Origin of the sequence: Pseudogemmatithrix spongiicola (genome assembly GCF_030623445.1) — a bacterium.
GTDB classification, from domain to species: Bacteria; Gemmatimonadota; Gemmatimonadetes; order Gemmatimonadales; family Gemmatimonadaceae; genus Pseudogemmatithrix; species Pseudogemmatithrix spongiicola.
Map to the genome: position 1 here is coordinate 247714 of NZ_CP130613.1, position 22933 is coordinate 270646.

General features: G+C 69.6%; 24 protein-coding genes. 11 read left to right on the forward strand and 13 right to left on the reverse strand.

Translation table 11 applies throughout. The features are described from left to right. The first annotated feature begins 20 nt into the window (after positions 1-20). Positions 21-2108 carry an elongation factor G gene (gene fusA / locus Strain318_RS01185; RefSeq protein ID WP_367886706.1) on the forward strand — a complete coding sequence of 696 codons (2088 nt, stop codon included), beginning with the start codon at positions 21-23 and terminating at the stop codon, positions 2106-2108. A 36-nt stretch (positions 2109-2144) separates the two neighbouring features. On the opposite strand, the gene thyX is transcribed toward fusA, so the two are convergent. From thyX to Strain318_RS01235, 10 genes are read right to left on the reverse strand one after another with little or no spacing between them, the layout of a single operon-like run. Beyond that, on the reverse strand, positions 2145-2900 hold the full coding sequence (thyX, locus tag Strain318_RS01190; protein ID WP_367886707.1) for an FAD-dependent thymidylate synthase: 756 nt from the start codon (positions 2898-2900) through the stop codon (positions 2145-2147). Between the two features lie 8 nt (positions 2901-2908). Then, complete coding sequence (locus Strain318_RS01195; RefSeq protein WP_367886708.1) at positions 2909-4564, reverse strand: FAD-binding oxidoreductase; 1656 nt, start codon at positions 4562-4564, stop codon at positions 2909-2911. Position 4565: 1 nt separating this feature from the next. Beyond that, the gene (locus tag Strain318_RS01200) at positions 4566-5645 is read right to left on the reverse strand and encodes a phytoene/squalene synthase family protein (protein ID WP_367886709.1); all 1080 of its coding nucleotides are present in this window, start codon (positions 5643-5645) and stop codon (positions 4566-4568) included. Continuing rightward, positions 5642-6415 (reverse strand): hypothetical protein, encoded by a 774-nt coding sequence (locus tag Strain318_RS01205; protein ID WP_367886710.1) that lies wholly within the window; start codon positions 6413-6415, stop codon positions 5642-5644. The genes Strain318_RS01200 and Strain318_RS01205 overlap by 4 nt, the downstream gene beginning before the upstream one ends. 1 nt (position 6416) lies before the next feature. After that, entirely contained in the window at positions 6417-7526 is a 1110-nt protein-coding gene (locus tag Strain318_RS01210) for a hypothetical protein (RefSeq protein WP_367886711.1), read from the reverse strand. Continuing rightward, on the reverse strand, positions 7487-8272 hold the full coding sequence (locus tag Strain318_RS01215) for a zinc ribbon domain-containing protein (RefSeq protein ID WP_367886712.1): 786 nt from the start codon (positions 8270-8272) through the stop codon (positions 7487-7489). Before Strain318_RS01215 ends, Strain318_RS01210 begins: the two co-directional genes overlap by 40 nt. Position 8273: 1 nt before the next feature. After that, complete coding sequence (locus Strain318_RS01220; protein ID WP_367886713.1) at positions 8274-8894, reverse strand: ribonuclease H family protein; 621 nt, start codon at positions 8892-8894, stop codon at positions 8274-8276. After that, positions 8891-9109, reverse strand: a complete 219-nt coding sequence (locus Strain318_RS01225; RefSeq protein WP_367886714.1) for a hypothetical protein — start codon at positions 9107-9109, stop codon at positions 8891-8893. The genes Strain318_RS01220 and Strain318_RS01225 overlap by 4 nt, the downstream gene beginning before the upstream one ends. Then, positions 9097-10281, reverse strand: coding sequence for an ArgE/DapE family deacylase (locus tag Strain318_RS01230; protein ID WP_367886715.1), 1185 nt, complete (start codon positions 10279-10281; stop codon positions 9097-9099). Before Strain318_RS01230 ends, Strain318_RS01225 begins: the two co-directional genes overlap by 13 nt. A gap of 15 nt (positions 10282-10296) precedes the next feature. Beyond that, positions 10297-10779 carry a hypothetical protein gene (locus tag Strain318_RS01235; protein ID WP_367886716.1) on the reverse strand — a complete coding sequence of 161 codons (483 nt, stop codon included), beginning with the start codon at positions 10777-10779 and terminating at the stop codon, positions 10297-10299. Between the two features lie 159 nt (positions 10780-10938). Between Strain318_RS01235 and Strain318_RS01240 the strand changes: the two genes are divergently transcribed. From Strain318_RS01240 to Strain318_RS01250, 3 genes are all read left to right on the forward strand, one after another. Further along, complete coding sequence (locus Strain318_RS01240) at positions 10939-12039, forward strand: CaiB/BaiF CoA transferase family protein (protein ID WP_367886717.1); 1101 nt, start codon at positions 10939-10941, stop codon at positions 12037-12039. 223 nt (positions 12040-12262) lie between these two features. Then, on the forward strand, positions 12263-12811 hold the full coding sequence (locus Strain318_RS01245; protein WP_367886718.1) for an RNA polymerase sigma factor: 549 nt from the start codon (positions 12263-12265) through the stop codon (positions 12809-12811). Beyond that, a complete protein-coding gene (locus tag Strain318_RS01250) occupies positions 12808-13104 on the forward strand; it encodes a hypothetical protein (RefSeq protein ID WP_367886719.1) in 297 nt (98 codons plus the stop codon). The genes Strain318_RS01245 and Strain318_RS01250 overlap by 4 nt, the downstream gene beginning before the upstream one ends. An 85-nt stretch (positions 13105-13189) precedes the next feature. On the opposite strand, the gene Strain318_RS01255 is transcribed toward Strain318_RS01250, so the two are convergent. After that, complete coding sequence (locus Strain318_RS01255; RefSeq protein WP_367886720.1) at positions 13190-13735, reverse strand: GxxExxY protein; 546 nt, start codon at positions 13733-13735, stop codon at positions 13190-13192. A 44-nt stretch (positions 13736-13779) separates the two neighbouring features. On the opposite strand from Strain318_RS01255, the gene Strain318_RS01260 reads away from it, so the two are divergent. Next, positions 13780-14718 (forward strand): IS110 family RNA-guided transposase, encoded by a 939-nt coding sequence (locus tag Strain318_RS01260; protein WP_367886721.1) that lies wholly within the window; start codon positions 13780-13782, stop codon positions 14716-14718. A 114-nt stretch (positions 14719-14832) separates the two neighbouring features. After that, positions 14833-15357, forward strand: a complete 525-nt coding sequence (locus Strain318_RS01265) for a DinB family protein (RefSeq protein WP_367886722.1) — start codon at positions 14833-14835, stop codon at positions 15355-15357. A gap of 106 nt (positions 15358-15463) precedes the next feature. On the opposite strand, the gene lpdA is transcribed toward Strain318_RS01265, so the two are convergent. Further along, a complete protein-coding gene (gene lpdA / locus Strain318_RS01270; RefSeq protein WP_367886723.1) occupies positions 15464-16873 on the reverse strand; it encodes a dihydrolipoyl dehydrogenase in 1410 nt (469 codons plus the stop codon). A 157-nt stretch (positions 16874-17030) separates the two neighbouring features. On the opposite strand from lpdA, the gene Strain318_RS01275 reads away from it, so the two are divergent. Continuing rightward, a complete protein-coding gene (locus tag Strain318_RS01275) occupies positions 17031-18656 on the forward strand; it encodes a hypothetical protein (RefSeq protein ID WP_367886724.1) in 1626 nt (541 codons plus the stop codon). Continuing rightward, complete coding sequence (locus Strain318_RS01280; protein ID WP_367886725.1) at positions 18653-19186, forward strand: hypothetical protein; 534 nt, start codon at positions 18653-18655, stop codon at positions 19184-19186. The genes Strain318_RS01275 and Strain318_RS01280 overlap by 4 nt, the downstream gene beginning before the upstream one ends. A gap of 8 nt (positions 19187-19194) precedes the next feature. Here Strain318_RS01280 and odhB read toward each other — a convergent pair whose 3' ends face one another. After that, positions 19195-20475 (reverse strand): 2-oxoglutarate dehydrogenase complex dihydrolipoyllysine-residue succinyltransferase, encoded by a 1281-nt coding sequence (gene odhB / locus Strain318_RS01285; RefSeq protein WP_367886726.1) that lies wholly within the window; start codon positions 20473-20475, stop codon positions 19195-19197. Between the two features lie 26 nt (positions 20476-20501). Between odhB and Strain318_RS01290 the strand changes: the two genes are divergently transcribed. Genes Strain318_RS01290 through Strain318_RS01300 form a run of 3 tightly spaced genes read left to right on the forward strand, consistent with a single transcriptional unit; the run spans position 20502 to position 22933 of the window. Then, positions 20502-21542, forward strand: coding sequence for a zinc-binding dehydrogenase (locus Strain318_RS01290; protein WP_367886727.1), 1041 nt, complete (start codon positions 20502-20504; stop codon positions 21540-21542). Beyond that, complete coding sequence (locus tag Strain318_RS01295; protein ID WP_367886728.1) at positions 21535-21759, forward strand: hypothetical protein; 225 nt, start codon at positions 21535-21537, stop codon at positions 21757-21759. Before Strain318_RS01290 ends, Strain318_RS01295 begins: the two co-directional genes overlap by 8 nt. A gap of 25 nt (positions 21760-21784) precedes the next feature. Continuing rightward, positions 21785-22933 carry a hypothetical protein gene (locus Strain318_RS01300; protein WP_367886729.1) on the forward strand — a complete coding sequence of 383 codons (1149 nt, stop codon included), beginning with the start codon at positions 21785-21787 and terminating at the stop codon, positions 22931-22933.

Sequence of the window (22933 nt, forward strand, 5' to 3'; positions counted from 1 at the left end):
GGCGGGAGGAGGGTGTCCCGATGCGGGAGTACGAGAGCGCGGCAATCCGGAACGTGGCGGTCGTCGGACATGGAGCGAGCGGGAAGACCACACTGGTCGACGCGCTCGCTTTCGTTTCCGGGAGCTCCCGACGACACGGCGCGATCAAAGACGGCACCACGCTCACCGACACCTCGCCCGAGGAGACGAGCCGCGGCTACTCGATCTCACTGGGCTGCGCCCACGCCGAGTGGCGGGACGCCAAGATCAACCTGCTCGACACCCCGGGCTACGCCGACTTTGCCGGCGATGCCATCGCCGGCCTCGTCGCCGCCGACGGCGCCCTCGTCACCATCGGCGCCAACTCCGGCGTCGAGGTCGGTACGGAGCGCATGTTCCGCGAGGCCGTGAAGCGGCAGGACCCCGTGCTGTTCGTGGTCTCGATGATGGACAAGGAGACCGCCGACTTCGACCAGGCCTACCGGTCCATCAAGGCCAAGCTCACGCCGAAGGTCGTGCCCGTGGAGATCCCCATCGGGTCGGGGGCGGGCTTCAAGGGCATCATCAACCTCTTCACGAAGAAGGCCCATCTCTTCAAGCCGGGCACCAAGGCGGGCGAGTACGAGGAAGGGCCGATCCCGGCCAGCGAACAATCGCGCTTCGAGCGCTACCACGCCGAGCTGGTCGAAGCCGTCGCCGCAACGGACGATGCCCTGCTCGAACGTTTCTTCTCCGGCGAGGAGATTCCCGGCGACGAAGAGATGCGCGCCATGAAGGAGGCGATGAAGCGGGCCGAGCTGTTCCCGCTGCTCTGCTGCTCCTCGCAGCTCACCTACGGCGTCCGCACCGTGCTCGACTTCCTCGTGCAGCTCATGCCCAGCGCCTACGAGATGGAAGAGCAGCATGGCCTGAAGGGCGCCGAGGGCGACCACACGGTCGAGATCCACCCGCGCGACGACGCGCCGTTCACGGCATTGGTGTTCAAGACGACGACCGAGCCGCACGTCGGCGAGGTGAGCTACTTCCGGACCTTCTCCGGCACCGTCGCCAACGGCGCGGAGGTCTACAACGCCACCCGCAGCGTGCCCGAGAAGCTCTCGCATCTCGCCATCCCGCAGGGCAAGGAGCGCCTCGAGGTCGCGCGCCTCCACCCCGGCGACATCGGCTGCGTCGCCAAGCTGCGCAACACGCACACCAACGACACGCTCTCCACCAAGGAGCATCCGGTGCGCATGCCGCAGATCCCGTTTCCGGATGCGCTGGTGAGCTTCGCCATCGAAGCCGCCGCCCGCGCCGACGAGGAGAAGCTGCAGCTGGGCCTGCACCGCCTGCACGACGAAGATCCCACGATCCAGACGCACTACGAGTCCGAGACGCACGAGACCATCATCGAAGGGCTCGGCGAACGCCATCTCGAAGTCGCGCTCGCGCGGCTCGAGCGGCAGTACGGCGTGAAGGCCGTGCTCCGCGCCCCGCGCGTGCCGTATCGCGAGACGTTGCTCGGCAAGGCCGAAGGCCAGGGCCGGCACAAGAAGCAGACGGGCGGCAAGGGCCAGTTCGGTGACTGCTGGATCCGCATCAAGCCCGTCCCGCGCGGGTCAGGCTATCGCTTCGTCGACAACATCAGCGGCGGCGTGATCCCTCGGCAGTACATCCCCGCCGTGGACAAAGGCGTGCAGGAAGCCGCCGAGCGCGGCGTGCTGGCGGGCTATCCGGTGGTGGATTTCGAGGTCGAGGTCTTCGACGGCTCCTACCACTCGGTGGATTCCAACGAAGCCTCGTTCAAGATGGCCGGCATCCTCGCGTTCAAGACCATCGCGCCGAAGGCCAAGCCCGTGCTGCTGGAGCCGCTGATGCAGGTCGAGGTGCGCACGCCGGACGCGCACCTAGGCGACGTGATGGGCGATCTCTCCGGACGTCGCGGGCATATCCTCGGTACGGAGCCGCTCGAGGACGGCAACGGCACGGCGGTGAAGGCGATCGTGCCGATGGCCGAGCTGCATCTCTACGCCACGCGCTTGCAGAGCCTGACGCATGGGTACGGCACGGTGCGCTACCGTATGCATGGGTTCGAGCAGGCGCCGGCGGAGGTGGTGCAGAAAGTGGTGAAGGCGCAGGCCGCGGAGTAGCGGCCTGCGCCTTCGGATGCGTCCTGCCAGGGCGACTTAGATCTTGTGGTACGCAATCCGCGCCGACTCGGCGCGGTCCGCCGCGGTGTAGACCTCGAAGTCATTGAAGAAGGCCGGCGCTTCCTTCTGGAGCACGCGCAGCACGGCCAGCGCCATGCGGCGGATCTCGAACTCCGCGCCCTCGGCCGAACGCAGCTCGAGCATGGTGCGCCAGGCGCGCACGTTGCCGGTCACGACGATCTTGGTCTCGGTGCTGTTGGGCAGCACGCCGCGCGCGGCCTCGCGGGCCATCTTGCGGCGGTGGACCTTGTCGTCCACCCACTGGTAGCGCGCCATGAGCTTGTCGACGAGCGCGATGTACGTGGCCTGCGCGCTCTCGATCTGCTGCTTCCAGGCGTCGACCAAGGCGTCGTCGCCGATGATGGCCGGCGGGATCACGAAGGCGGCGTCGGATTCATCGACGTAGCGCTGCGAGAGCTGCGAGTACGCGAAACCCGCGCGATGCCGCACCAGCTCGTGCGTGAGCGAGCGCGAGACGCCCTCGAGCAGCAGCGAGTAGTTGGCGTGCTCGAAGACCGAGCCGTGGCCCTGCTTCTTGATGTTCTCGAGATACTCCGCCGTGGTGCGAGAGGCCGGATTCTTCTGGCTCATGTAGCAGAGCCGGCCGGCGAACTCGGCGAGCTTCTCGCCGTCCGTGCTGTCGCCGATCCAGTTGACGGGGAGGTGCTCCGGCTGCGTGAAGACCGGGCGGGCGAGGACGGTGACGCGGGGCGCCGTATAGAAGTGGGGCATGCCTAAAGCTACTTCTGTCGCTCCAAGAGGTCTAACCGGAACTTGCCCCAACCCTTGGTCTGCACGATCTCATCGAGCGCGCGGCGCGCGGCGGGAGGCAGGGCGGGGAGCTGGGGGTCGTACTTGATGTCGGTGAAGGGGCGCGTACCGACGGGCGCCACGACGACGCCGGGGTTCAGGACGCCGAGCGGGTCGAAGGCCTGCTTGGTGGCGGCGAAGGCGTCGCGCGCTTCCTGGCTCCAGACGGTATCCGCGAGTGCCGCGCGCAGGCGGCCGTCGCCGTGCTCGCCGGCCAGCGTGCCGCCCAGCGACGCGACGAGCACCGTGACGTCGGTGATGAGCTGGTCGATGCGGGCGCGCCAATTGGGCTCCTGCATGTCGATGAGCGGATTCACGTGCGCGTGGCCGTCGCCGGCGTGGCCGAAGATGACCCCGCGCACGCGGGCGTCGTCGAGCGCGCGGCGGACGCCCCGCACGTATTCGGCGAAGCGCTCCGGCGGCACGCAGCCGTCCTCGATGAACTGCATGGACTGCACGCGCGGCGCGAGGCGGTTGAGGATCGGGCTCGCAGCGTGGCGCAGCTGCCAGAGTCGCGTCTCCTCGTGCGGATCGCGGGCCTCCTCGACGAAGGTCGCACCGCCGGCCTCGCACCAGCCGGCGAGTTCGCGCAGGCGTGATACGGCTTCGAGCTCGGTGCCGCCCTCGACCTCGACGATCAGCACGGCCTCGAGCCCGCCCGGCAACGCGATGGGCAGGGGATCGCCGGCGCTGGCGGCGATCTCGAGGAACGTGCGGTCGAGCAGCTCGACCGCACTCGCTCCGCGCTCGGCGAGCTTCACGGCGGCGGCCGCCGCGCCTTCGAGGTCCGGGAAGCCGGCGAGCAGGCCGGCCGTGCCGCCGGGCAGCGGCGCCAGTTGCAGCTCGACACCGACGATGATCGCCAGCGTGCCCTCGGAGCCGATGAGCACGTCGACCAGATCGCCGCTCTCGAGCCACGCGGCTAGGCCGTAGCCGGAGGATTCCTTGCGCACGCCGTCGTGGCGCAGGCGCGCGATGTCGAGCGTGCGGAGCTTGGGGCCCACGTCATAGAGGAAGCGCCCCACCGCACCGATGTCATCGGGCGGAGCCTCGCCGCGGCGCACCCAGGCGCGCGCGCCGTTGGCGAACACGCAGTCGAGGCCGGTGACCCAACGCCGCATCGCGCCGTACTTCACCGTGCGCGCGCCGGCGGCGTTCGTGGCGGCCATGCCGCCGATGGTCGCGAACGCGCCGCTCGAGGGGTCGACGGGGAAGATCAACGCCTCTTTCAGCGCCTCGCGCTCGACGCGGTTGCGTGCAACGGACGGTCCGACGACGACGCGTCGTGTGTCCGGATCGATCTTGCCGAAGGCGTCGAGCCGGTAGAGGTCCACGATCACGCCATGGCCGACGGCACCGTTGGCCATCGAGCTGCCGGCGCCGCGCGCGGTGAGCGGCACGCGCGTGTCGGCGGCCCACTTCACGAGGGTCACGACGTCGTCGGCGTCGACGGGCACGGCGATGGCGGCGGGCACGATGCGCTCGATGCCGGCGGCTTCGCTGTAGACCGCGCGTGCGTCGAGGTCCGTGCGGAAGGTCCCCCGGAATCCCGGCGGTGCGGCGAGCTCGAGCCCTGCCGTGGTCATATCAGGCGCCCGCAGGCGCGAGCGTGAATGGCTTGGACTTCACGCGGCGCACCAAGCGGCGCAGCGCCCCATTGCTCACCAACGACAGCACGCCGACGATCATCAGCGCCTTCACCTCGCGGCGCGAGATCTTCACGTTGCCGCCGGGGGTGAGCATCGCGCGCGAGCCGGAGAGGTCGCGCAACGTGGCGTAGGCGAAGAGCAGCGGCAGCACGCAGAACGCGCGGATGGCGAAGGCCCGCCGCGGGATCAGCAGGATGTACTCGAGCGCATCGTCGAGATCGTGGCGTGCCAGCTCGATGAAGCGCTGCACCGCGGCGTGGTTGTGCTCGAGGTGCTGCGGCGAGAGCAGCGTCTCGTGCGAACTGCCCGCCGCCTGCAGGTCCTGCGCGGGGATGTAGATCGAGTTCTCGTGCTGCGCGTCGTGGGCGATGTCCTTCAGGATGTTGACCGTCTGCAGCGCCTCGCCGAACGCCTGGCACTTCACCCACAGCTTGTCGAACTCGCGCTTGCCCACGGCCGGCGCATGCAGGTGCCAGAGTTCCGTGAGCATGCAGCCCACGGTGCCCGCCACGTAGTAGCAGTACTCCTTGTACTCGGCCACGGTCTGGATGCGGATGCCGCGCGGATAGTTGCGCACGAACTTCGCCATGCCGACGCCCATCTCGCGCACCCAGTGTGCCACGCGCTCCTGCGTGCGCGGCGGCAAGCTGCGGAAGTTGACCAGCACGAGATCCGTGTGCCGCACCAGTTCCAGATGCGCGGCGTCACCCTGCAAGCCGGCCGCGAGCGCCGGGAAGGCCTCCGCCTGCTCGCGGTCGAACAGGGTCGCGAGAAACAACTCCAGCAACTCGGCGCGACGCTCCGGCAGCGTCGTGTTGTCGTCTTCGATCGTGTCGGCGATGCGGCAGAGCAAGTACGCCGTCAGCACCGCCTTGCCGAGGTCACCGGGCAGGAAGCGGATGGAGATGGCAAACGTGCGCGAGACCTCCGGCAAGATCCGCTTGCCGAAGGCCTCCGCTTCCCGGATACGACCGAGGGGGTCGGCTGTAGGGATGTACGCGCGTGGCCCGCTGCTCATCCCGTGGAAAATAGCTTCCCCTTGCTCGCCTCGCCGAACTCGAGGCGGTCGAGGATCTGCTCCAGCGCCAGCTGGGCCAGCCGGGCGTCCCGCCGGTAGCTGCTGCGGGCGCTGGCCGCCGCCGTGGCCGCGATGACGGCACCGGCGCCGATCGCCACGGGCAGCATGAGGTTCAGCGCCACGAACACGAGGGACGTCGCCGTGCCACCCAGCAGCCCGAAGGCGCCCGCCTGGGCGGCGTTCGACCGACGGTCGTGCAGCAGCGCCTCGAGGCGCACGTGGACCCGCGTGGCGTCCGCCGCCACCGCCACCGCGCTGACCTCATCGGCGCGCGCGAGCGGAAAGCCACGTCCGTCGAGCCGCGTGAGCGTGCGGATCGTCCCCGCGAAGCCGCCGCGCGCTCCCCACACCACGCGGTCGGGAAAGCGGCGCACTTCGCGCAGGTTCTCGCCCTCGTCCATCATGCGGTGCAACTTGGTCAGCACGTCGCGCGGCGTACCGTGGACGGTGCGCGTGGCCACGAAGGTGGCGGGGCCGGTGAGCGATGCCACCAACCCGCGCTCCTCGGGCAGCACTACGCGCATGCGTTCCTCGACCAAGGCCTGCCGCAGCGCCGTCGCGCTCAACCCCACCTCGGCGCCGAGCGCGACGAGTTCGTCCTCGGTCAGCGTCTCCGGCACTTCCGTGCTCGCCGCCTGCAGTTCCGCGGCGCGCTGCAGCACGCGTTCGAGCGCGGCGCGATGCAGGACCGGCGGGGTGGGATCCGCCATGTCAGATGCCCTGGAACGAGAGGGCGATCTGGCGTTTCATCTCCTCGATCATGACCTCGGGCATCGGGAACGCCTCGGCGAGCGCCGCGAGCGCGCCGCCTTCGGGCGCGGTCTTGCCCGCCTGCGCGAGGTAGTAGCGCGCATAGCGCTCCCCCGCGCCGGGTGACGCCTGCTCGGCCAGCAGCGCGCCGCCGCGCACGAGCCCGTACGCCCCCAGGACGTTGCCCAGCCCCTGCCGTTGCTGTGCCGGCGTGAGGTGGTCGGCCACCGCAACGCGCGCGATCTCGCCGGCGGCTTCGTGCACGAACACGTAGAGCAGAACCTCGGCGGAGTCGGGCGTCGCCGGGAATGCGACGGCGTACTGGCTGCTGCGCTGGCCGGCCGGCAGGGCGCGACCTTCGCCACCGAGCGTCATGGCGAGGATCAGGTCACCGCTGGTCTGCCGCGTGTAGTTCAGGTAGCGCTGCAGCCCGGGGCGCCAGGTGGACTGCCACATCGAGTCCGCGACGGCGAGCGCGCGCTCGCGTGCGCGGAACTGCTCGAGCCAGTACGCCTTGTAGAACTGGTCGTACTCGGATTGGATGGCGTCCGTGAGCTTGCGCAGCCATGCGCGGTCGTCGGGGCGCGGGAAGGTCTGCGCGAGGAACGCGACGATGGCCTGCACTTCGCGGTTGTTGGCGCGGCGCGGGTCGCCCTCGGCGCGCAGGAAGTACTCGATCGCCTGGCTCATCTCCTGCCAGGTGCCGAAGTACAGCGGCAGGAACTGCGCGTCGAGCAGATGCTTGGCGCCGGCCGGATCGGCGGCGAGTGCCGCGCGCTGCTCGTCGAACTTCGTGTACACGCCGCGCGAGTTCTTCACGATGGTGATGCGCTCGGCGTAGCCCCGGTCGAAGAACGGCACCTTGGCGGTGTCCGTCTGCAGTAGCGCGAAGGCGTGCAGCCAGAGGTCCACATGCTCGCGCGTCTTCACGGGCCACTGCGGTCCGCCGGCGGGACGCAGCGGTTCGGCTTGGCGTCCGCGCTGGGCGTCGGCGGTGCCGGCCGTGAGGGCCAGCGCCGCGAGTGGCAGGATCAGGGCGCGGAGCGCCCGCAGGTTACGCAGAACTTCCATTCGGCTTCCATCTCGGCGCTGCATCCGGGGCAGCGCCGGATGCGCAGGTTGAGCCCGCAGTGCGGGCAGTACTTGAGCGTGCGGTCCGTCGGCAGCGACTGCGAGCAATACGGACAGTCGAGCGTATCGGGTTCTGCCGGCCGTTCGACGAGCGGCACCTGTACCACGGGCGTCGGTGCTGCAGGCGACGCGGTCGTCGGCGCGGCCGGCGACACGACGGGTGATACCCCGCGCGGGGCGGTCGGGATCGCGGCGGGCACCGACGGACGAACGGCGGGCCCCGCCGGAGCGACGACGGCGGGCGCTGTGGCAGGCGATGTGGCAGGCGCTGCGGCCGGCGTTGGCGCGGGCGCGACGATGTCCGTCGCCGCGGGCGTCGGCGGCCGCAGGTCGATCGACGTATCCCCGGCGAGCACGCGCTGCGCCTCGGCGCTGGCGATCCGCACCTTCGCGGTGCGGTAGGTGGTGAGCACGCCGAGGTCGGGGTTGATGGCCGAGAGCTCGTTGCGCAGGTCGTCCTGCAGCAGGTCGTCGGAGAAGATGTACCCGCGCTCGCCGGCGAGCAGCTGCATCATGCAATGCAGGTAGTCGTCGTTGGTATCGAGCAGGCCGTCGCGGCGTGCGGCGCGGTAGGGCACGAGCGTGTCGAGCACTTCGCCGATGTCGATCGGGCGCGCGAGCGCGCCGGCCTGTTGGGCGGCGAGCACCAGGCGGCGGAACAGTGCGTCGAGCGCGTCGGTAGTCATGTCAGGGGACCCGCGGCAAAGATGCCGAGGCCTTGAACGTCGCGCTATCGGGAAACGCCGCGATCTCCGTGACGCGTCCGCCCTTGGCGCGATACGCCGCGAGCCAGGCGTCGAAGCCGCTCTCGATGGCGCCGCCCGACCGCGATTGGTCCGCGGCGGCGCGTGTCGCCAGGTGGTTGGCGTACTCGTTCTGCGGATGGCCATCGTGGCCGCGCACCCACTGCCAGCTCACGCGGTGCGAGGCGGCGCTGCGGATCGCGTCGTGCCACAGCGGGAGATTCTCGATCGGGCCGGTCTTGCGCTTCCATCCGGCGCGCGCCCACCCGAACACCCAGCCCGTCATGCCATCGACGATGTAGCGCGAGTCGGTGGTGAACTGCACGCGGAACTGCTGGCCCTTGGCGCCCAAGGCATCGAAGGTCTCGATGACGGAGCGCAGGGCCATGCGATTGTTCGTCGTGGCGGGATCGCTGACCCAGAGGTCGCGGCGCGTGATGCGACCGTCGGCATGGCGGAACTCGATCAGCACGCCCGCGCCGCCGGGATTCGCGCCTTCCTTGCCGTTGCCGAGGCAGGACTCGTCGGCGTAGACGGCGACGAGCGGGAGCTCGCCCGCGTTCACGTCACGACCTCGAGCGCGTCGGTTTCGTCGAGGTACAAGGTGAGCGAGGCGCCGGTGCTCGGATGCCGCGCGATGATCGCCTCGCGGCCCTTGATCAGCGTGAGGCGCTCGGGAATCACGAGGAACTCGGTGCCGCGCCGCATCACCATGACGCGCTGCTGCTTGGTGACGGCGCGCTCCAGCGCGTCGTACTGCTTGACGCTCAGCTGCCCCATGCGACGCCCTTGGGTCCGCACCAATCGACGACGAACTGCGTGAGCACGTCGGTGGCGACGGCGATCTCGTCGACCGGGCAATACTCCTCGGCGGCGTGCGCGAGGCCGATGTCGCCGGGACCGAAGCAGATGGCGGGAATGCCGGCGGCGGTGAAGAGCGCGGCGTCGGTCCAGCAGCTGAGGCCTTCGATGGGCGCCGCTGCGCCGCGCGTGGTGGCGGCGGCCTTGAGACCTTGCACGAGCGCGTGATCGACGGGCACGTCGTTCGGCTGCTGGATGAGGCCCGGCGTCACGCTGGCGCGGAAGTTGGGCGTACGCGCGGCGACGCGGGCGATCGCCGCTTCGATCTCGTGCACGAAGTGTGCGCCGTCTTCACCGGGCAGCGTGCGGCGTTCGAGCCCGACCGTGCACCAGGCGGGGTAGGCGCTCAGCGAACCGTCGCTGTGGATGGGGCCCGCGTGGAAGGAGGCGCGCCCGAGCAATGGATGCGTGATGCCGGGCAGCACATCGCGTTGGTATCCGTCGAGTTCGGCGAGCAGCAACGCCGCGTGGGTGACGGCATCGATGCCGATGTCGTAGCGCGAGCCATGCGCGGCGCGGCCTTCGACGCGCACGTCGGCCCAGGAGAAGCCGCGATGCGCCGGGCAGATCGCGAGGCGCGTCGGTTCGGTGACGATCGCCGCGTGGGCGCGCAGGCCCATCGCGAGCAGGTGGCGCGTGCCGATGCTCTCCCACTCTTCGTCGGCGACGGCGGCGATGATGACTTCCCCGCCGAGTCCGGTGGAGGCGGCGCGGTGCGCGGCGGCGCACATCGCGGCGACGCCGGCTTTCATGTCGCAGGAGCCGCGGCCGTAGAGCCGGCCGTCGCGGACATCGGCACCGAAGGGATCGTGCGTCATGCCGGCGACGCCGACGGTGTCGAGATGGCCGTTCAGGATGAGCGAACGGCCGCCATGCCCGCCGCCGATGCGCGCGAGGACGTTGGGGCGGCCGGGCGCGGCGTCGACGAGATCGACCGTGAAGCCCCACGCGGTGAGCGTGTCGGCGAGGAGCTGGGCCGCGGCGCCTTCGCCCGGTGCGTCCGGGGCGAAGGCGGGATTGCGGGAGTCACACGCGACGAGCGCGCGCGTGAGCGCGAGGGCATCGCCGGGCGGAGCGAGCTCACGCCGCACGGGAGCCCCCGGGGATCACTTCTTGGCGGCGGGCTTCTTGGCGGCCGGGGCCTTCTTGGCCGCCGGAGCCTTCTTCGCCGCAGGAGCTGCCTTCTTCGCCGGGGCGGGCTTGGCGGCCGCCGCCTTCGCGGCAGGCGTCTTACCAGCGGTCGCGATGCCCTTCGGCGCCGGCAGCTTGCCCTTGTTCTTCTTGAGCCACACCGCTTCGGCTTCGGCGAGGAGCTTGTCCGCCTCGTCCTGTGTCATCTGGCTGCGCCGCACCATAAACTGGATGAGGTCGCGCGCGGACTCGAGCGAGAAGGGGACCATGCCGGACGCGGCGCCGATGATGTCCTTCATGGCGGCGGCCATCTTGCTGCCGGCTTCGAGGGAGATCTCGTGGGCCTTGGCCGCCATTTCCGCGACAGTGTCACGGACGTCTTGGCCGCGGTGGCCGGGGCTGCGCTTGGGTGGGACTGGCTTATCGGCGGTTTCGGCCGGCTTGGCGGTGTCGGGCATCGGGAGTTGCTCAGGTGCGAGGTACTGCGCGAGATGAACGGCGGCAAGTATATGATTTTTCGGCGATTACGCAAGTGACTGGGCCGTCGGAGTTTAGCTGAATTTTCACTCTGCAGGCCGTCGATTAATGATACAGTAACAACACACTAAGAAGCCATCATGCCACCTCTGCCGCTTGAAGGCATCCGAATCCTCGATCTTTCGCGGGTTCTTGCCGGACCCCTCGCCAGCATGATTCTCGGCGATTTGGGCGCAGATATCGTGAAGATCGAGCGTCCCGGCCTCGGCGACGACACGCGCGGCTGGGGTCCGCCCTTCGATGCGCGGGGCGAAAGTGCCTACTACCTGTCCGTCAATCGCAACAAGCTTTCGGTGGCCGCCGACCTCTCTCGGGCGGCGGACCGGGAGCTCCTGGCGTCCCTCATCGCCGGCGCGGACGTGGTCCTGGAGAACTTCCGGCCCGGCACGCTGGAGCGTCACGGACTCGGTGTCCGCGAGATGCTGGCCGCGCATCCCAGGCTCCTCTGGTGCACCATCACGGGCTTCGGGCTCGAGAGCCCGCGTCCCGGCTATGACTTCGTGGTGCAAGCCGAGAGCGGCTGGATGGCGATTACGGGCGAGGCGGATGGCGCGCCGATGAAGGTCGGCGTGGCGCTCGCCGACGTGCTCGCCGGGAAAGACGCGGCCATCCAGATCCTCGCGGCGCTCGCCGGCGGGCGTCGAGGCTCGCGACACGTGAGCGTCTCGCTGCTGCATTCCGCGACGGCCGCCTTGGTGAACGTCGCGCAGAACGCGCTCGTCACGGGTCGCGACGCGACCCGCTGGGGCAACGCGCATCCGAATCTCGTGCCCTACCAATGCTTCGACGCGGCGGATCGTCCGTTGGTGATTGCCGTCGGCAACGATGCGCAGTGGCTGGCCTGCGCGCGCGCCCTGGGGCTCGAGGCGCTCGCGACGGACGTCTCGCTCGCGACCAACGCGGGCCGTGTGCGCGATCGCGACCGCCTCGTGGCCGCGCTTGCCGCGCGCGTGCGCACGGCGCCTGCGGCGCAATGGATCGCGGCACTCGAAGAGGCGGGCGTGCCCTGTGGTGTGGTGAAGCCCGTGCTCGAGGCGTTGCGGAAAGTGGAGGCCTCGCCGCTCACAGGTGTGGCACCGATGGCACCGGGTGCGGTGCGATTGCCGCCGCCGCGGTTGGATGAGCATGGGACGCTCGTGCGCGCCGAGGGCTGGGGGGCGTTCGCGGTGGCGCGACGCTGAACGCTTGCGAGCCGACCTCCGGTGGCGTCGCGTGAACGGTGTCGGCGCGTCTTCGGGGTCGCGGCAAAGGGGCTGTGACCGCGGTGTGACGCAGGTCCCCGGGTCTTCGTCTTGTTGATGCGACGGACCTGGAGTCCGGCGTGGAATCCGAGGGTGCAGAGGGCTGTCCGCGACGCGCGTGTTGGGTTACACTAGCGTCGTGCCTGCCAGACAGACTGCACCCGTGCCATCGGACGAAACGCTTGACGCCGACCAGGCGGTCATTGACCGCGTGCTCGCCGGGGACCGCAATGCCTTCGGCATCCTGATCGAGCGCTACAGCGATCCGCTGTATCGCCACGCCTACGGGATGACGGGCAGCGCGGACGTCGCGGAAGACATCCTGCAAGTGTCGTTCATCAAGGCGTATCACCATCTCGCCGAAGTGCGCGGCCGGTTCGACGCGTGGGTGTTCCGGATCGTGGCCAATGGCTGCAAGGATTGGCTGAAGAACATCCGGCGCACGCACCTGAGCTACGAGGAAGACGACCAGCCGTCGGGCTTCGAGACGCCGGAGGAGGAGCTGGATCGTGGGGAGCTGCGGCGCGATCTCGATGGTGCGCTGGGGGCCCTGCCGGACTCGTTGCGGGAAGCGTTCGTGATGAAGCACGTCGAGGGCCGCTCGTACGAGGAGATGGCGGTGTTGCTCGACGCGACGGTCGGTGCCCTGAAGATGCGAGTCCATCGCGCCCGTGAGGCGCTGCAGAAACTGCTGGAGGAGCGATACGCGTGATGCACGATCCCTTGGATTCCCGGAACGAGACGGCGACGCCGTCCGCTGATGCGCGCGTGCCGGCGCAGGCCGAGCCGCAGGCGACGGACCGTGAGGTGCCGCTGGCCTCGCGCGAGCTGCCGAGCGCGGTGCATGCCTGGCTGGACGGCGAGGCGTCGACCGACTCGCTGGCCGGGGCGGAGCGCGAAGTCGCCCTCTGGACCCAGATCAACGCCGAGACGGGCCGCCGCCGCCGCATGACCACGCCGGCGCATGTGCCGGTGCAGATCCTGGCCAAGCTCGCGGACGACTGACTCTTCGCGCTCGGGTGCTTTCGACCGGCCTCCTTCGCGGGGGCCGGTTTCTTCTTTTTACCACGAAGGCACGAAGACACGAAGGCTAGAGTCGCATGCGAAGGATGCCGTGTCTCAGCACTGCGGTGTTGAAGTTGAATAGCAGACCGGTCCGAATGCGGGTGAGCCGCAAGTAGGTGAGCAGCTGTGCCTGATGCACGCGCTCCAATCGTTGCACGCTCTTCACCTCGACAATCACAGAATCGTCGACAACGAGATCGATGCGATAGCTGTCCGCGAACGTCTGGCCTCGATAGGCGAGCGGCACGGGAACCTCTTGGCGGCTCGGAATCCCGCGATACTCCAGCTCAATGGCCAAGCATCGCTGATACACCGACTCGAGGAGGCCGGGCCCGAGCCTACGATGGACCTCAATCGCGGCGCCAATCACCTCTCGAGAAAGCGGCTCAAACTCCAAGTCATCTCCTTCGTGTCTTCGTGCCTTGTATGTCTCACACGAATGGTGGTAAGTCATCGGGGCGGCGACAGCTCGATTGTCGTGCCAGGGGCGTGCAGAGCCCGTCACGAAGCGGGAGCGTCGTCGAACCGATCGCGGGACGCCCGAACAGCCGCTGGGGCCGCGAGCCCGCATGGCGCAAGGCCGGGCGCGCGCGGTCCTCACGCGGCGAGGGACGGATGACGTACATCGGGATCGATGTGAGCCAGGGCACGCTGGACGGCGCGGACGCGACGGGCGCGGCGTGGCAGCACGCGAACGACGCGGCGGGCATCGCCGCGACGGTGGCGCGCGTGGGCGCGCAGGGGCCGACGCTGGTCGTGCTGGAGGCGACGGGCGCCTACCACGTGCCGCTGACGGCGGCGCTCGCGGCGGCGGGCGTGCCGGTCGCGGTGGTGAATCCGCGGCAGGTGCGGCGCTTCGCCGAGAGCGTCGGGCAGCTGGCGAAGACGGACCGGCTCGACGCGGCGCTGCTCGCGCGCTTCGCGGCGACGGTGCGCCCGGCCGCGCGGCCGCTGCCCGACGCGGCGACGCAGGAGCTCGCGGCGCTCGTCGACCGGCGGCGGCAGCTCGTCGAGATGCTGACGATGGAGCACAACCGGCTCGCGGTGGCGCGCCGCAGCGTGCAGCCGAGCGTCCGGCAGACGATCCGCGCGCTGGAGCGGGCGCTCCGGGCCCTCGAGGACGAGACGGACCGCTGGATCCAGGGCTCGCCGCTCTGGCGCGCGCAGGAGGAGCTCCTCACGAGCGTGCCGGGCATCGGGCCGCAGACGGCGCGGCTGCTGATCGCGCGCCTCACGGAGCTCGGCGCGCTGTCCGCGAAGGAGATCGCCGCCCTCGTCGGGCTGGCGCCCTACGCGCAGGAGTCGGGCCGCTGGCGCGGCGTGCGGCGCATCCGCGGCGGCCGCGCCGACGTCCGCACGGGGCTCTACATGGCGACCCTCGCGGCGATCCGCTGCAACGCCGTCGTACGCGCGATGTATCGGCGCCTCGTCGCCGCCGGCAAGCCGAAGAAGCTCGCCCTGACCGCGTGCATGCGCCGCCTCCTCGTCATCCTCAACGCGATGGTCAAACATCAAACGCGGTGGCAGGCGTCACCGACGCCCACCACCGCTTGACTTCCAACACAGCCACTTCGTGGTGATTGCAGTTACCATAGCCCCCCACGAAGCCAGCGCCGCACCGAAATCCCGCGAGGATGGTAGATTCCCCAGCCTACCAAGGAGCCAGCCATGAGCGCCCACCGGCGGATTCGCCCCACGGCCGAGGAGTTCGCGCCGTACTATGCCAACTACATCGCGCAGGTCCCCGACGGCGACGTCGTCGAGGCGTTGATCGGCGGCGCCGAGATCGCCTCGGCCCTCCTCGGCGACCTCGAGGACGACGTCGCCTCCCGCGCCTATGCGCCCGGCAAGTGGACGCTCAAGGAAGTCGTGCTGCATTGCACCGACGCCGAGCGCATCTTCTCGTATCGCGCCCTGCGCATCGCCCGCGGCGACACCACGCCGCTGCCCGGGTTCGACGAGAACGCCTACGCCCCGATGAGCGGCGCCAACCTGCGCACGATCGACAGCATCCTCGATGAGTTCGAGTCGGTGCGCGATGCGACGGTCACGCTGTACCAAGGGCTGCCGTCGGAGGCCTGGACGCGGCGCGGCGAGGCGTCAGGGAAGACGGTGTCGGTGCGAGGGATCGCGTGGATCACGGCGGGGCATCTCCTGCACCATCTGTCGGTGATCCAAGACCGGTATCTCTGAACTGCAGATGTGAGATGTAAGATGTGAGGTATAAGAGGGGGCTTCGCCCAAGCATTGGCGAAGCCCCCTCTCTTACATCTTACATCTCATATCTCACATCTGCAGTTCAAATGTGAATCGCCCGCCCCAATGCCGCCAACGCCGCCTCCTTCACCACTTCGCTGAGCGTGGGATGCGAGTGCACCGTCTCTCCCACATCATCCGCCGTGCCGCGGTACTCCATCGCGAGCACGATCTCGCTGAGCAGGTCGCTCACGTTCGGGCCGATCATGTGGCAGCCGAGGATCTCGTCCGTCGCGGCGTCCGTGACGAACTTCACGAAGCCTTCCGTGCTCGCCATCGACCGTGCGCGGCCGTTCGCACTGAACGGGAACTTGCCGACCTTGATCGCCTTGCCCGTCGCACGCGCTTCCGCCTCGGTGAGGCCGGCGGTCGCGATCTCGGGCCACGTGTAGACCACGCCCGGCATGTTGTGGTAGTGCATCTTCGCGTGATGGCCGGCGATCACCTCGGCGGCGATCACGCCCTCTTCCTCGGCCTTGTGCGCCAGCAGCTTGCCGCCGACGGCGTCGCCGATGGCGAAGACGTTCGGGAGGCTGGTGCGCATCTGCGCATCGACGACGATCTCGCCGCGCGTGCCGAGCGCGAGGCCGAGCGCCGCGGCGTCCACGCCGGTGAGTGAGGGCTTGCGGCCGATCGAGACGAGCACGTAGTCGGCCTCGAAGCGCATCGCCTGGCCGTCCTTCTCGGCTTCGATCGTCACCATGCTGCCGTTGCGGCCTCCGCCGGTAACCTTGGTCGCGGTGTGGATCTCCAGGCCCTGCTTGGTGAAGATCTTGTGCGCTTCCTTGGTGATGTCGTCGTCGTTGCCGGGCAGGATGGTCGGGGCGTACTCGATGACCGTGACCTTGGCGCCGAGGCGACGCCAGACGGAGCCGAGCTCGAGGCCGATGACGCCGCCGCCGATGACGATGAGGTGCTTGGGCACCTCGGGGATGCGCAGCGCGCCGACGTTGGAGAGCACGCGCTCCTCGTCGAAGGGCAGGAAGGGCAACTGCATCGGCACGGAGCCGGTCGCGAGGATCACGTGCTTGGGCCGGTACGTCGTGAGCGCGCCGTCGAGGGCCTTCACCTCGACGACGTTGCCGGCCTTCAGCGTGCCGACGCCCTTGGCCCAGGTGACCTTGTTCTTCTTGAAGAGGAACTCGACGCCCTTGGTGTTCTGCGCGACGACGTCGTCCTTGCGCTTGAGCATCTGCTGCAGGTTGAGCTGCACGCCGGCGATCTCGATGCCGTGGTCCTTGGCGTGCTTGAGCGCGAACTCGTAGTGCTCGCTGCTCGAGAGCAGGGCCTTGGACGGGATGCAGCCGACGTTGACGCAGGTGCCGCCGAGGGTCTTGTCGAACTCGACGCAGACGACGGAGAGGCCGAGCTGCGCGGCGCGGATGGAGGCGACGTAGCCGCCGGGGCCGCCGCCGATGACGACGAGGTCCGGGGTGAGGTTCTGGTCTGCCACTGGGGGGTGTCTCGGGTTGGAGTCCTGTGCCGCAATCTAATCGGAGATGGCACGCCCTCCTGCGCGGGCGGCGGCCTAGGATGTGACGTCGCGTCCTATGGCGTGGATCGGCGTCGGCGTACATACTGGCGCGTCCCCCGCCTCCCGGAGCCCTTTGGTGCGCATTGCCCGACTTGGCGTCATGCTCGCAGCGGTGGCGGCACTCTCCGTCGCCTGCTCAGTGCACGTCCGCGACCCCCTGTTGCATCAGCCGACACCGGAGGGCCTCGAGGCGGCGCGCGCGCGTTCCGATAGCTCGCGGACCACGCGAAGCGGCGATACGGGCCCCGGCACCAAGTCGTCCACGCAGCCGACGCCGGTCAAGCTGCATCTCCTCGACGGCGGCGTGATGCTGCTGCAACAGGTGTCGCTCGACACCGTGACGCGGACACTGGCTGGCGTCGGCGCCCGCTTCGACGCGACGCGCACCCTGATGGGTCTCGCCGACGAGGGACACCGGATCCCGATCGACTCGGTGGCCCTGTTCGAGAGTGACAATCCCGAGGTGGCGATGGCGGCAAGCCTGGGGCTCTACCATGCGTGGACGGTGGTGTGGGGTGCCGTGACAGTGATGTGCATGGCGGATCCGAAGAGCTGCTTCGGCTCCTGCCCGACCTTCTACGTCGACGGTGAGGATGCAGATCGACCGCGCGCCGAGGGGTTCTCGTCGAGCATCGCCCGGCGCCTCGAGGCGCGCGACATCGACGACCTCGGGCTGCGGCGCGACGGCGGCGCAACGCTGACCTTGAACATGTTGAACGAGGCGTGGGAGACGCACGTGGTGCGCTCCGTGCGTCTGCAGGTGGTACCCGCCCCGGCAGGCAGCGATGTCGTGGCGTCGCGCGAGGGCCGGTTCCACGCGCTGCGCGGCGGCCAGGCGCCGACGCGCTGCTCCGCGAGTGGCGGCGACTGCCGGACGGCGCTGGCCGCGCTGGACGGCCGCGCGTGGCATGACCTCGCGGACTCGACGGACCTCGCGGCCACCGACACGATGCTCGTGGAGTTCGACGCGCCGGTGACCGAGACGCCCGCGCTGCTGCTCGCCGCCCGGCAGAGCTTCGTGTCGACCTTCGTGCTCTACCAGACCATGGCGTGGATGGGCCGCGAGGCCGCGCCGTGGCTCGCGCGACTCGAGCGCGGCGATCCGCAGGCGATGATGCCGCTCGCCGCCGTGGAGGCCGCCATCGGTGCGATCGCGGTCGAAGCCGAGGATGCCGAGGGGCGGTGGCATCGGGTGGCGCGCTTCGATGAGCATGGCCCGATTGCCACGGACCGCCAGCTGCTGCCGGTGCCCCAGGCGACCGACGGCCTGCGCCGCGTGCGCCTGATCTACGCCAAGGGCAACTGGCGCATCGACCAACTGGCCTTGGTCGAGGCGGGCCCGCCGATCGAGGCCGTGCGCGTGGAGCCGACACGCGCGCTGCGCAGCGGCTCGCATGCCGGCGACGTGACGGCCGTGCTCAATGATCCCGCACGCACCGTCGTGACCTTTCCCGGCGACACCGTCGCGCTGGAGTTCGTGATGCCGCGCGAGGCGCCGCAGTATGCGCTGTTCCTCGAGTCCACCGGTTATTACCTCGAATGGATGCGCGGTGAGTGGCTGGCCGAGGGCGATGCGCAGATGGCCGACATCCTGATGCGGACGCCGCGCGAAGGACTGCGCCAGATGGCGCCGCTCTTCAAGGCGCGCGAGGCCGGCTTCGAGCAGAACTTCTGGGCGAGTCGCTTCGGGAGGCAGCCATGAGCGCGTCGCGGCGCGCGACCCTGCTGCTCGCGCTCGTCGCGAGCGCGTGCATGCCGGCCCGCACCAAGCCCTCGCTGCTCGGCGCACGCGTGACACTCTTCGCCAGCTCGGGCACGGTGTCCGGCGAGTTGCTGGCGATCAACGACGACAGCGTGTGGGTGTTGGTGCCGGAGACGGCTGGTCCGACGGCGCTCGGACGCAGCCGTATACGGAACGCCATCGTGCACCGCGGCGCGGGAGTCGGAAGCCTCGCGATGCGCGGCGTGGTCTTCGGTGCCGTGACGGGGCTCGGGATGTACGCCGCCTGCTCCTCGCTGAGCCGAGACGAGGCTTCGACGGGATGCGGCGGCGTCTTCGTGACCAGTACGCTCATCGCCGGCGCGCTCGGATTCTTCGCGGCGTCGTCCATGGAGTCGGCGCGCGACCTCGAGGTCGCGCGCGTCACGCCCGCGATGCTGTCGCGCTTCGCCAGATGGCCACAGGGGCGCCCCCAAGTGGAAGCGCCCCCGTCGTCACCACCGGATCCGTAACCGACGCGTCAGTCGTCGATCAGCATCGCCGCGGGATCTTCCATCAGCTCCTTCACGCGCACGAGGAACAGCACGGCCTGCTGTCCGTCGATGATGCGGTGGTCGTAGCTGAGCGCGACGTACATCATCGGGCGAATCTCGACCTTGCCGTCGATCGCCACCGGCCGCTCCTGGATCTTGTGGAGTCCGAGGATGGCGACCTGCGGGTAGTTGATGATCGGCGTGGAGACCAACGAGCCGAACACGCCGCCGTTGGTGATCGTGAACGTGCCGCCGGTAAGGTCGTCCATCGTGAGCTTGCCGTCGCGCGCGCGCTTGGCGACCGCGTTCATGGCGCGCGAGAAGCCGACCATGCCCATGCGGTCGGCGTCCTTCACGTTCGGCACGACCAGGCCCTGCTCGCTGGCCACGGCGATGCCGAGGTTCACGTAGTGCTTGTAGATGACGGAGTCGCCGTCGATCTGCGCGTTCACCACCGGGTAGGCCTTGAGCGCCATGCAGGCGGCCTTGGCGAAGAACGGCATGAAGCTGAGCTTCACGCCATGCTCCTTCTCGACGCGCTCTTTCATGCGTTCGCGCACGGCGCTCACGGCGCTCATGTCGATCTCATTGAACGTCGTCAGGTGCGCCGTCGCGTGCTGCGCCTGCAGGAGGTTCTCGGCGATGCGCTTGCGGCGCGTCGTCATCTTCTCGCGCGTCTCGCGCGTGCCCTCGGGGCGCGGCGCGGGCGCGGGCGCGGCCTTCACCGGGGCGGTGGTCGGCGCCGGAGCGGGGACGTTGGCCTTCGTCGGCGCCGGAGCGGCGCTCGCGGCGACGACATCGGGCTTGGAGATCACGCCGCCGCGGCCGCTGCCTTGCACCGTCGAGAGGTCGACGCCCGTGGCGGCGGCGAGCTTCTGCGCCGACGGCGCGGCGCGGAGGTCGCCAGTGCTGGGCGCGGCGACGGGAGCCGCAGGGGCAGCGGGTGCGGCCGGCGCGCTGGGAGCGCCCGGTGCCGGCGCTGCGGGAGCGCTGGGGGCAGGAGCCGCCGCGGCTGGCGCGGCACCCGCGCTGGCACCTTCTTCCAAGTGGCCGAGCGTCTCAGCCAGCTGCACTACGTCGCCTTCATTCTTCAGGCGCTTGCGCAGCACACCGGCATTGAGGGCGGGCACTTCGACGGTGATCTTATCCGTCTCAAGTTCGACGAGCGTGTCGCCGACCGCGATGGCTTCGCCTTCCTGCTTGAGCCAGCGGGAGACGGTCGCCTCGGTGATCGATTCACCGAGGGGGGGGACCTTGATCTCGATCATGCGGGAAATATAGCAACGGAGATAGGGTGCGAGCACTGACAATCGACGCCCATGGCGGGACGGAGCAGGTCCGCTATCGCGAGGACGTGGCGACGCCCACGCCCGAGCCGGGCGAGGTGCTCGTCCGGATGCGAGCGGTGGCGCTCAATCGGCTCGACCTCTGGACCGTCGGGGGGCTGCCGGGCGTCACGATCACGCCGCCCTGGGTGTTGGGCGCCGATGGCGTCGGTGTCATTCAAGGCATCGCCGGCGAGGCGCCCGGACTCCGGCTCGGCGACCGTGTGGTCATCAACCCCGGCATCTCCTGCCGCCGCTGCGAATGGTGCCTGAAGGGCGAGCATCCGCTGTGCGTGACGTTCGGGCTCTTGGGCGAGCATCATCCGGGCAGCTTCGCCGAGTACGTGGTGGTGCCGGCCTCGAATGTGATGAAGGTGGCGCATAACGTCCCCGACGACATCGCCGCCGCGTTCACACTGGCGACGCTCACGGCTTGGCGCATGTGCGTGAGCCGGGCGCAGGTGCAGGCCGGCGAGGACGTGCTGATCTGGGGCATCGGTGGCGGCGTGGCGCAGGCGGCGCTGCGCATCTGCAAGCAGCGCGGTGCGCGGGTGTGGGTCACGTCGTCGGATCCGGCCAAGCTCGAGCAGGCGCGCGCGATGGGCGCCGACGAGTGCCTGAATCACGCCACCGAGGATGTCGGGCGTGTCATCCGCGAGCGGACGAACAAGCGCGGCGTGGACGTCGTCATCGATAGCGTCGGCGAGAAGACGTGGAATGCGTCGCTGCAGGCGTTGACGCGCGGCGGCCGCCTCGTCACCTGTGGCGGGACGTCGGGCCCGAAGCTCGAGATGGATGTGCGCCGGCTGTTCTGGTACCAGTGGTCGCTGATGGGCTCGACGATGGGCAACGATGCGGAGTTCGCGGCGGTCACCGCGGAACTCAACGCGGGCCGCCTGTGGCCGACGGTGGATGCGGTGTATCCGCTGGCCGAGGGGCGCGCGGCGTTCGAGCGGATGGCGCGCGGGGAGCAGTTCGGAAAACTGGTGCTGCGGGTGAGCGATGGCTGAGAAGGCGCAGTTCACCGCGGACGAGGAGCGCAGCGTGCGCGAGGCCTACGCGCGCGACGGCCACGCGGATTGCCCGCGCTGCGCGGTGCGCATGCACGAGCGGGCCATCGGCGGCGGGAGCTTCGGGCTCGGCTACGCGCGGCAGCGGGAGTGGCTGCTCTGCCCGCAGTGCAAGCGCAGCGTGCTCTTCGACCTCAAGCGCGGGACGCGCAACTAGGCCCCCTGCACTAGATTTTCCGCCAATGCGATCCCTCTTGCGATCCCTTGGCGCGCTGGCGTTCGCCGCCACGTCGCTGACCGCCCAACACGATCCGCCCCGCCGTCTCGATCTCGGCACGCCCGTGCAGGAAGCCGAGCGGCCGCGTGACGACGGCGAGACCTCCCGCGACATGCGCAATGTGTACGTGCGCAACCAGCTCGCGCTCGGACTGGTCTCGTACGGCCCCGCCTTCGCGGTGATGCTGGGGAGCGAACCGGCAACGCGCATCGCGGGATACATGCTGATGTCGGGCGCGACGTTCTTTGTGGCCAATGAGATCACGCAACAGGTGAACGTCACGCCCGCCCGACAGGTGCTGAGCACGCGGATGGGCGCGCGCGGCAGCGCGAGCTTCTTCCTGCTTGGCCACTCGTGGCGCATGAGCGAGAGCGAGATTGGCGCCGTGTCGCTGATTGGCGGCCTCGGTGGCTCTGCGATTGGCCTGTGGGTGGGCGGGGGTCTCACGGAGGGCGAGGCGGTTGCGTCGGTGGTCGCGCACGACCTTGTGGCCCTGAGCACCTACGCGGTCACCTGGATGGCCGACCCGCGGGAGAACGACGGTGAAGGACTGCGTCGCAGCCAGCGTCTGGCGGTACCGATGCTGCTCGGCTGGGGCGGGTACGCACTGGGCCGGAAGTGGGCGGGCACGGCGTCGTACGAAGTCACGGCGGGCGACGCTACGCTGCTTTGGCTGGGCGCGGCAATCGGCGGCTCTGCCGCGGCGACGACGCTCATCGAGGGCGATCCCGAGCCGCAGACGGTGGCAGGAACGCTGCTCGCTGGCGGTCTGCTCGGCGTGTGGGGCGCGAACCGCTACTTCGTGCGCAACTTCGACCACACGCGTGGCGAAGGCGTGTTGGTGGCGACGGGCGCGGGCGCCGGTGCGCTGATGGGCATCGGTCTCGGCGTCCTCATCGCCGGCGATGCCGAGCGCGGTTCGGCGGCGACGCTCGGCATGGGTACGGTTGGTGCGATGGCGGGCGCGTGGCTGACCGAGCGCTACGCGCAGCCGGCGCGCGACGAAGGGCGGCGCCTCGAGGTCGGTAGCCGCGTCCAGTTCAATCCGTCGGCGATCGCTGCGGCCGCGGCGCGCACGCCGGGGCAGCATTCCATTCTCCGCATCACGTTCTGA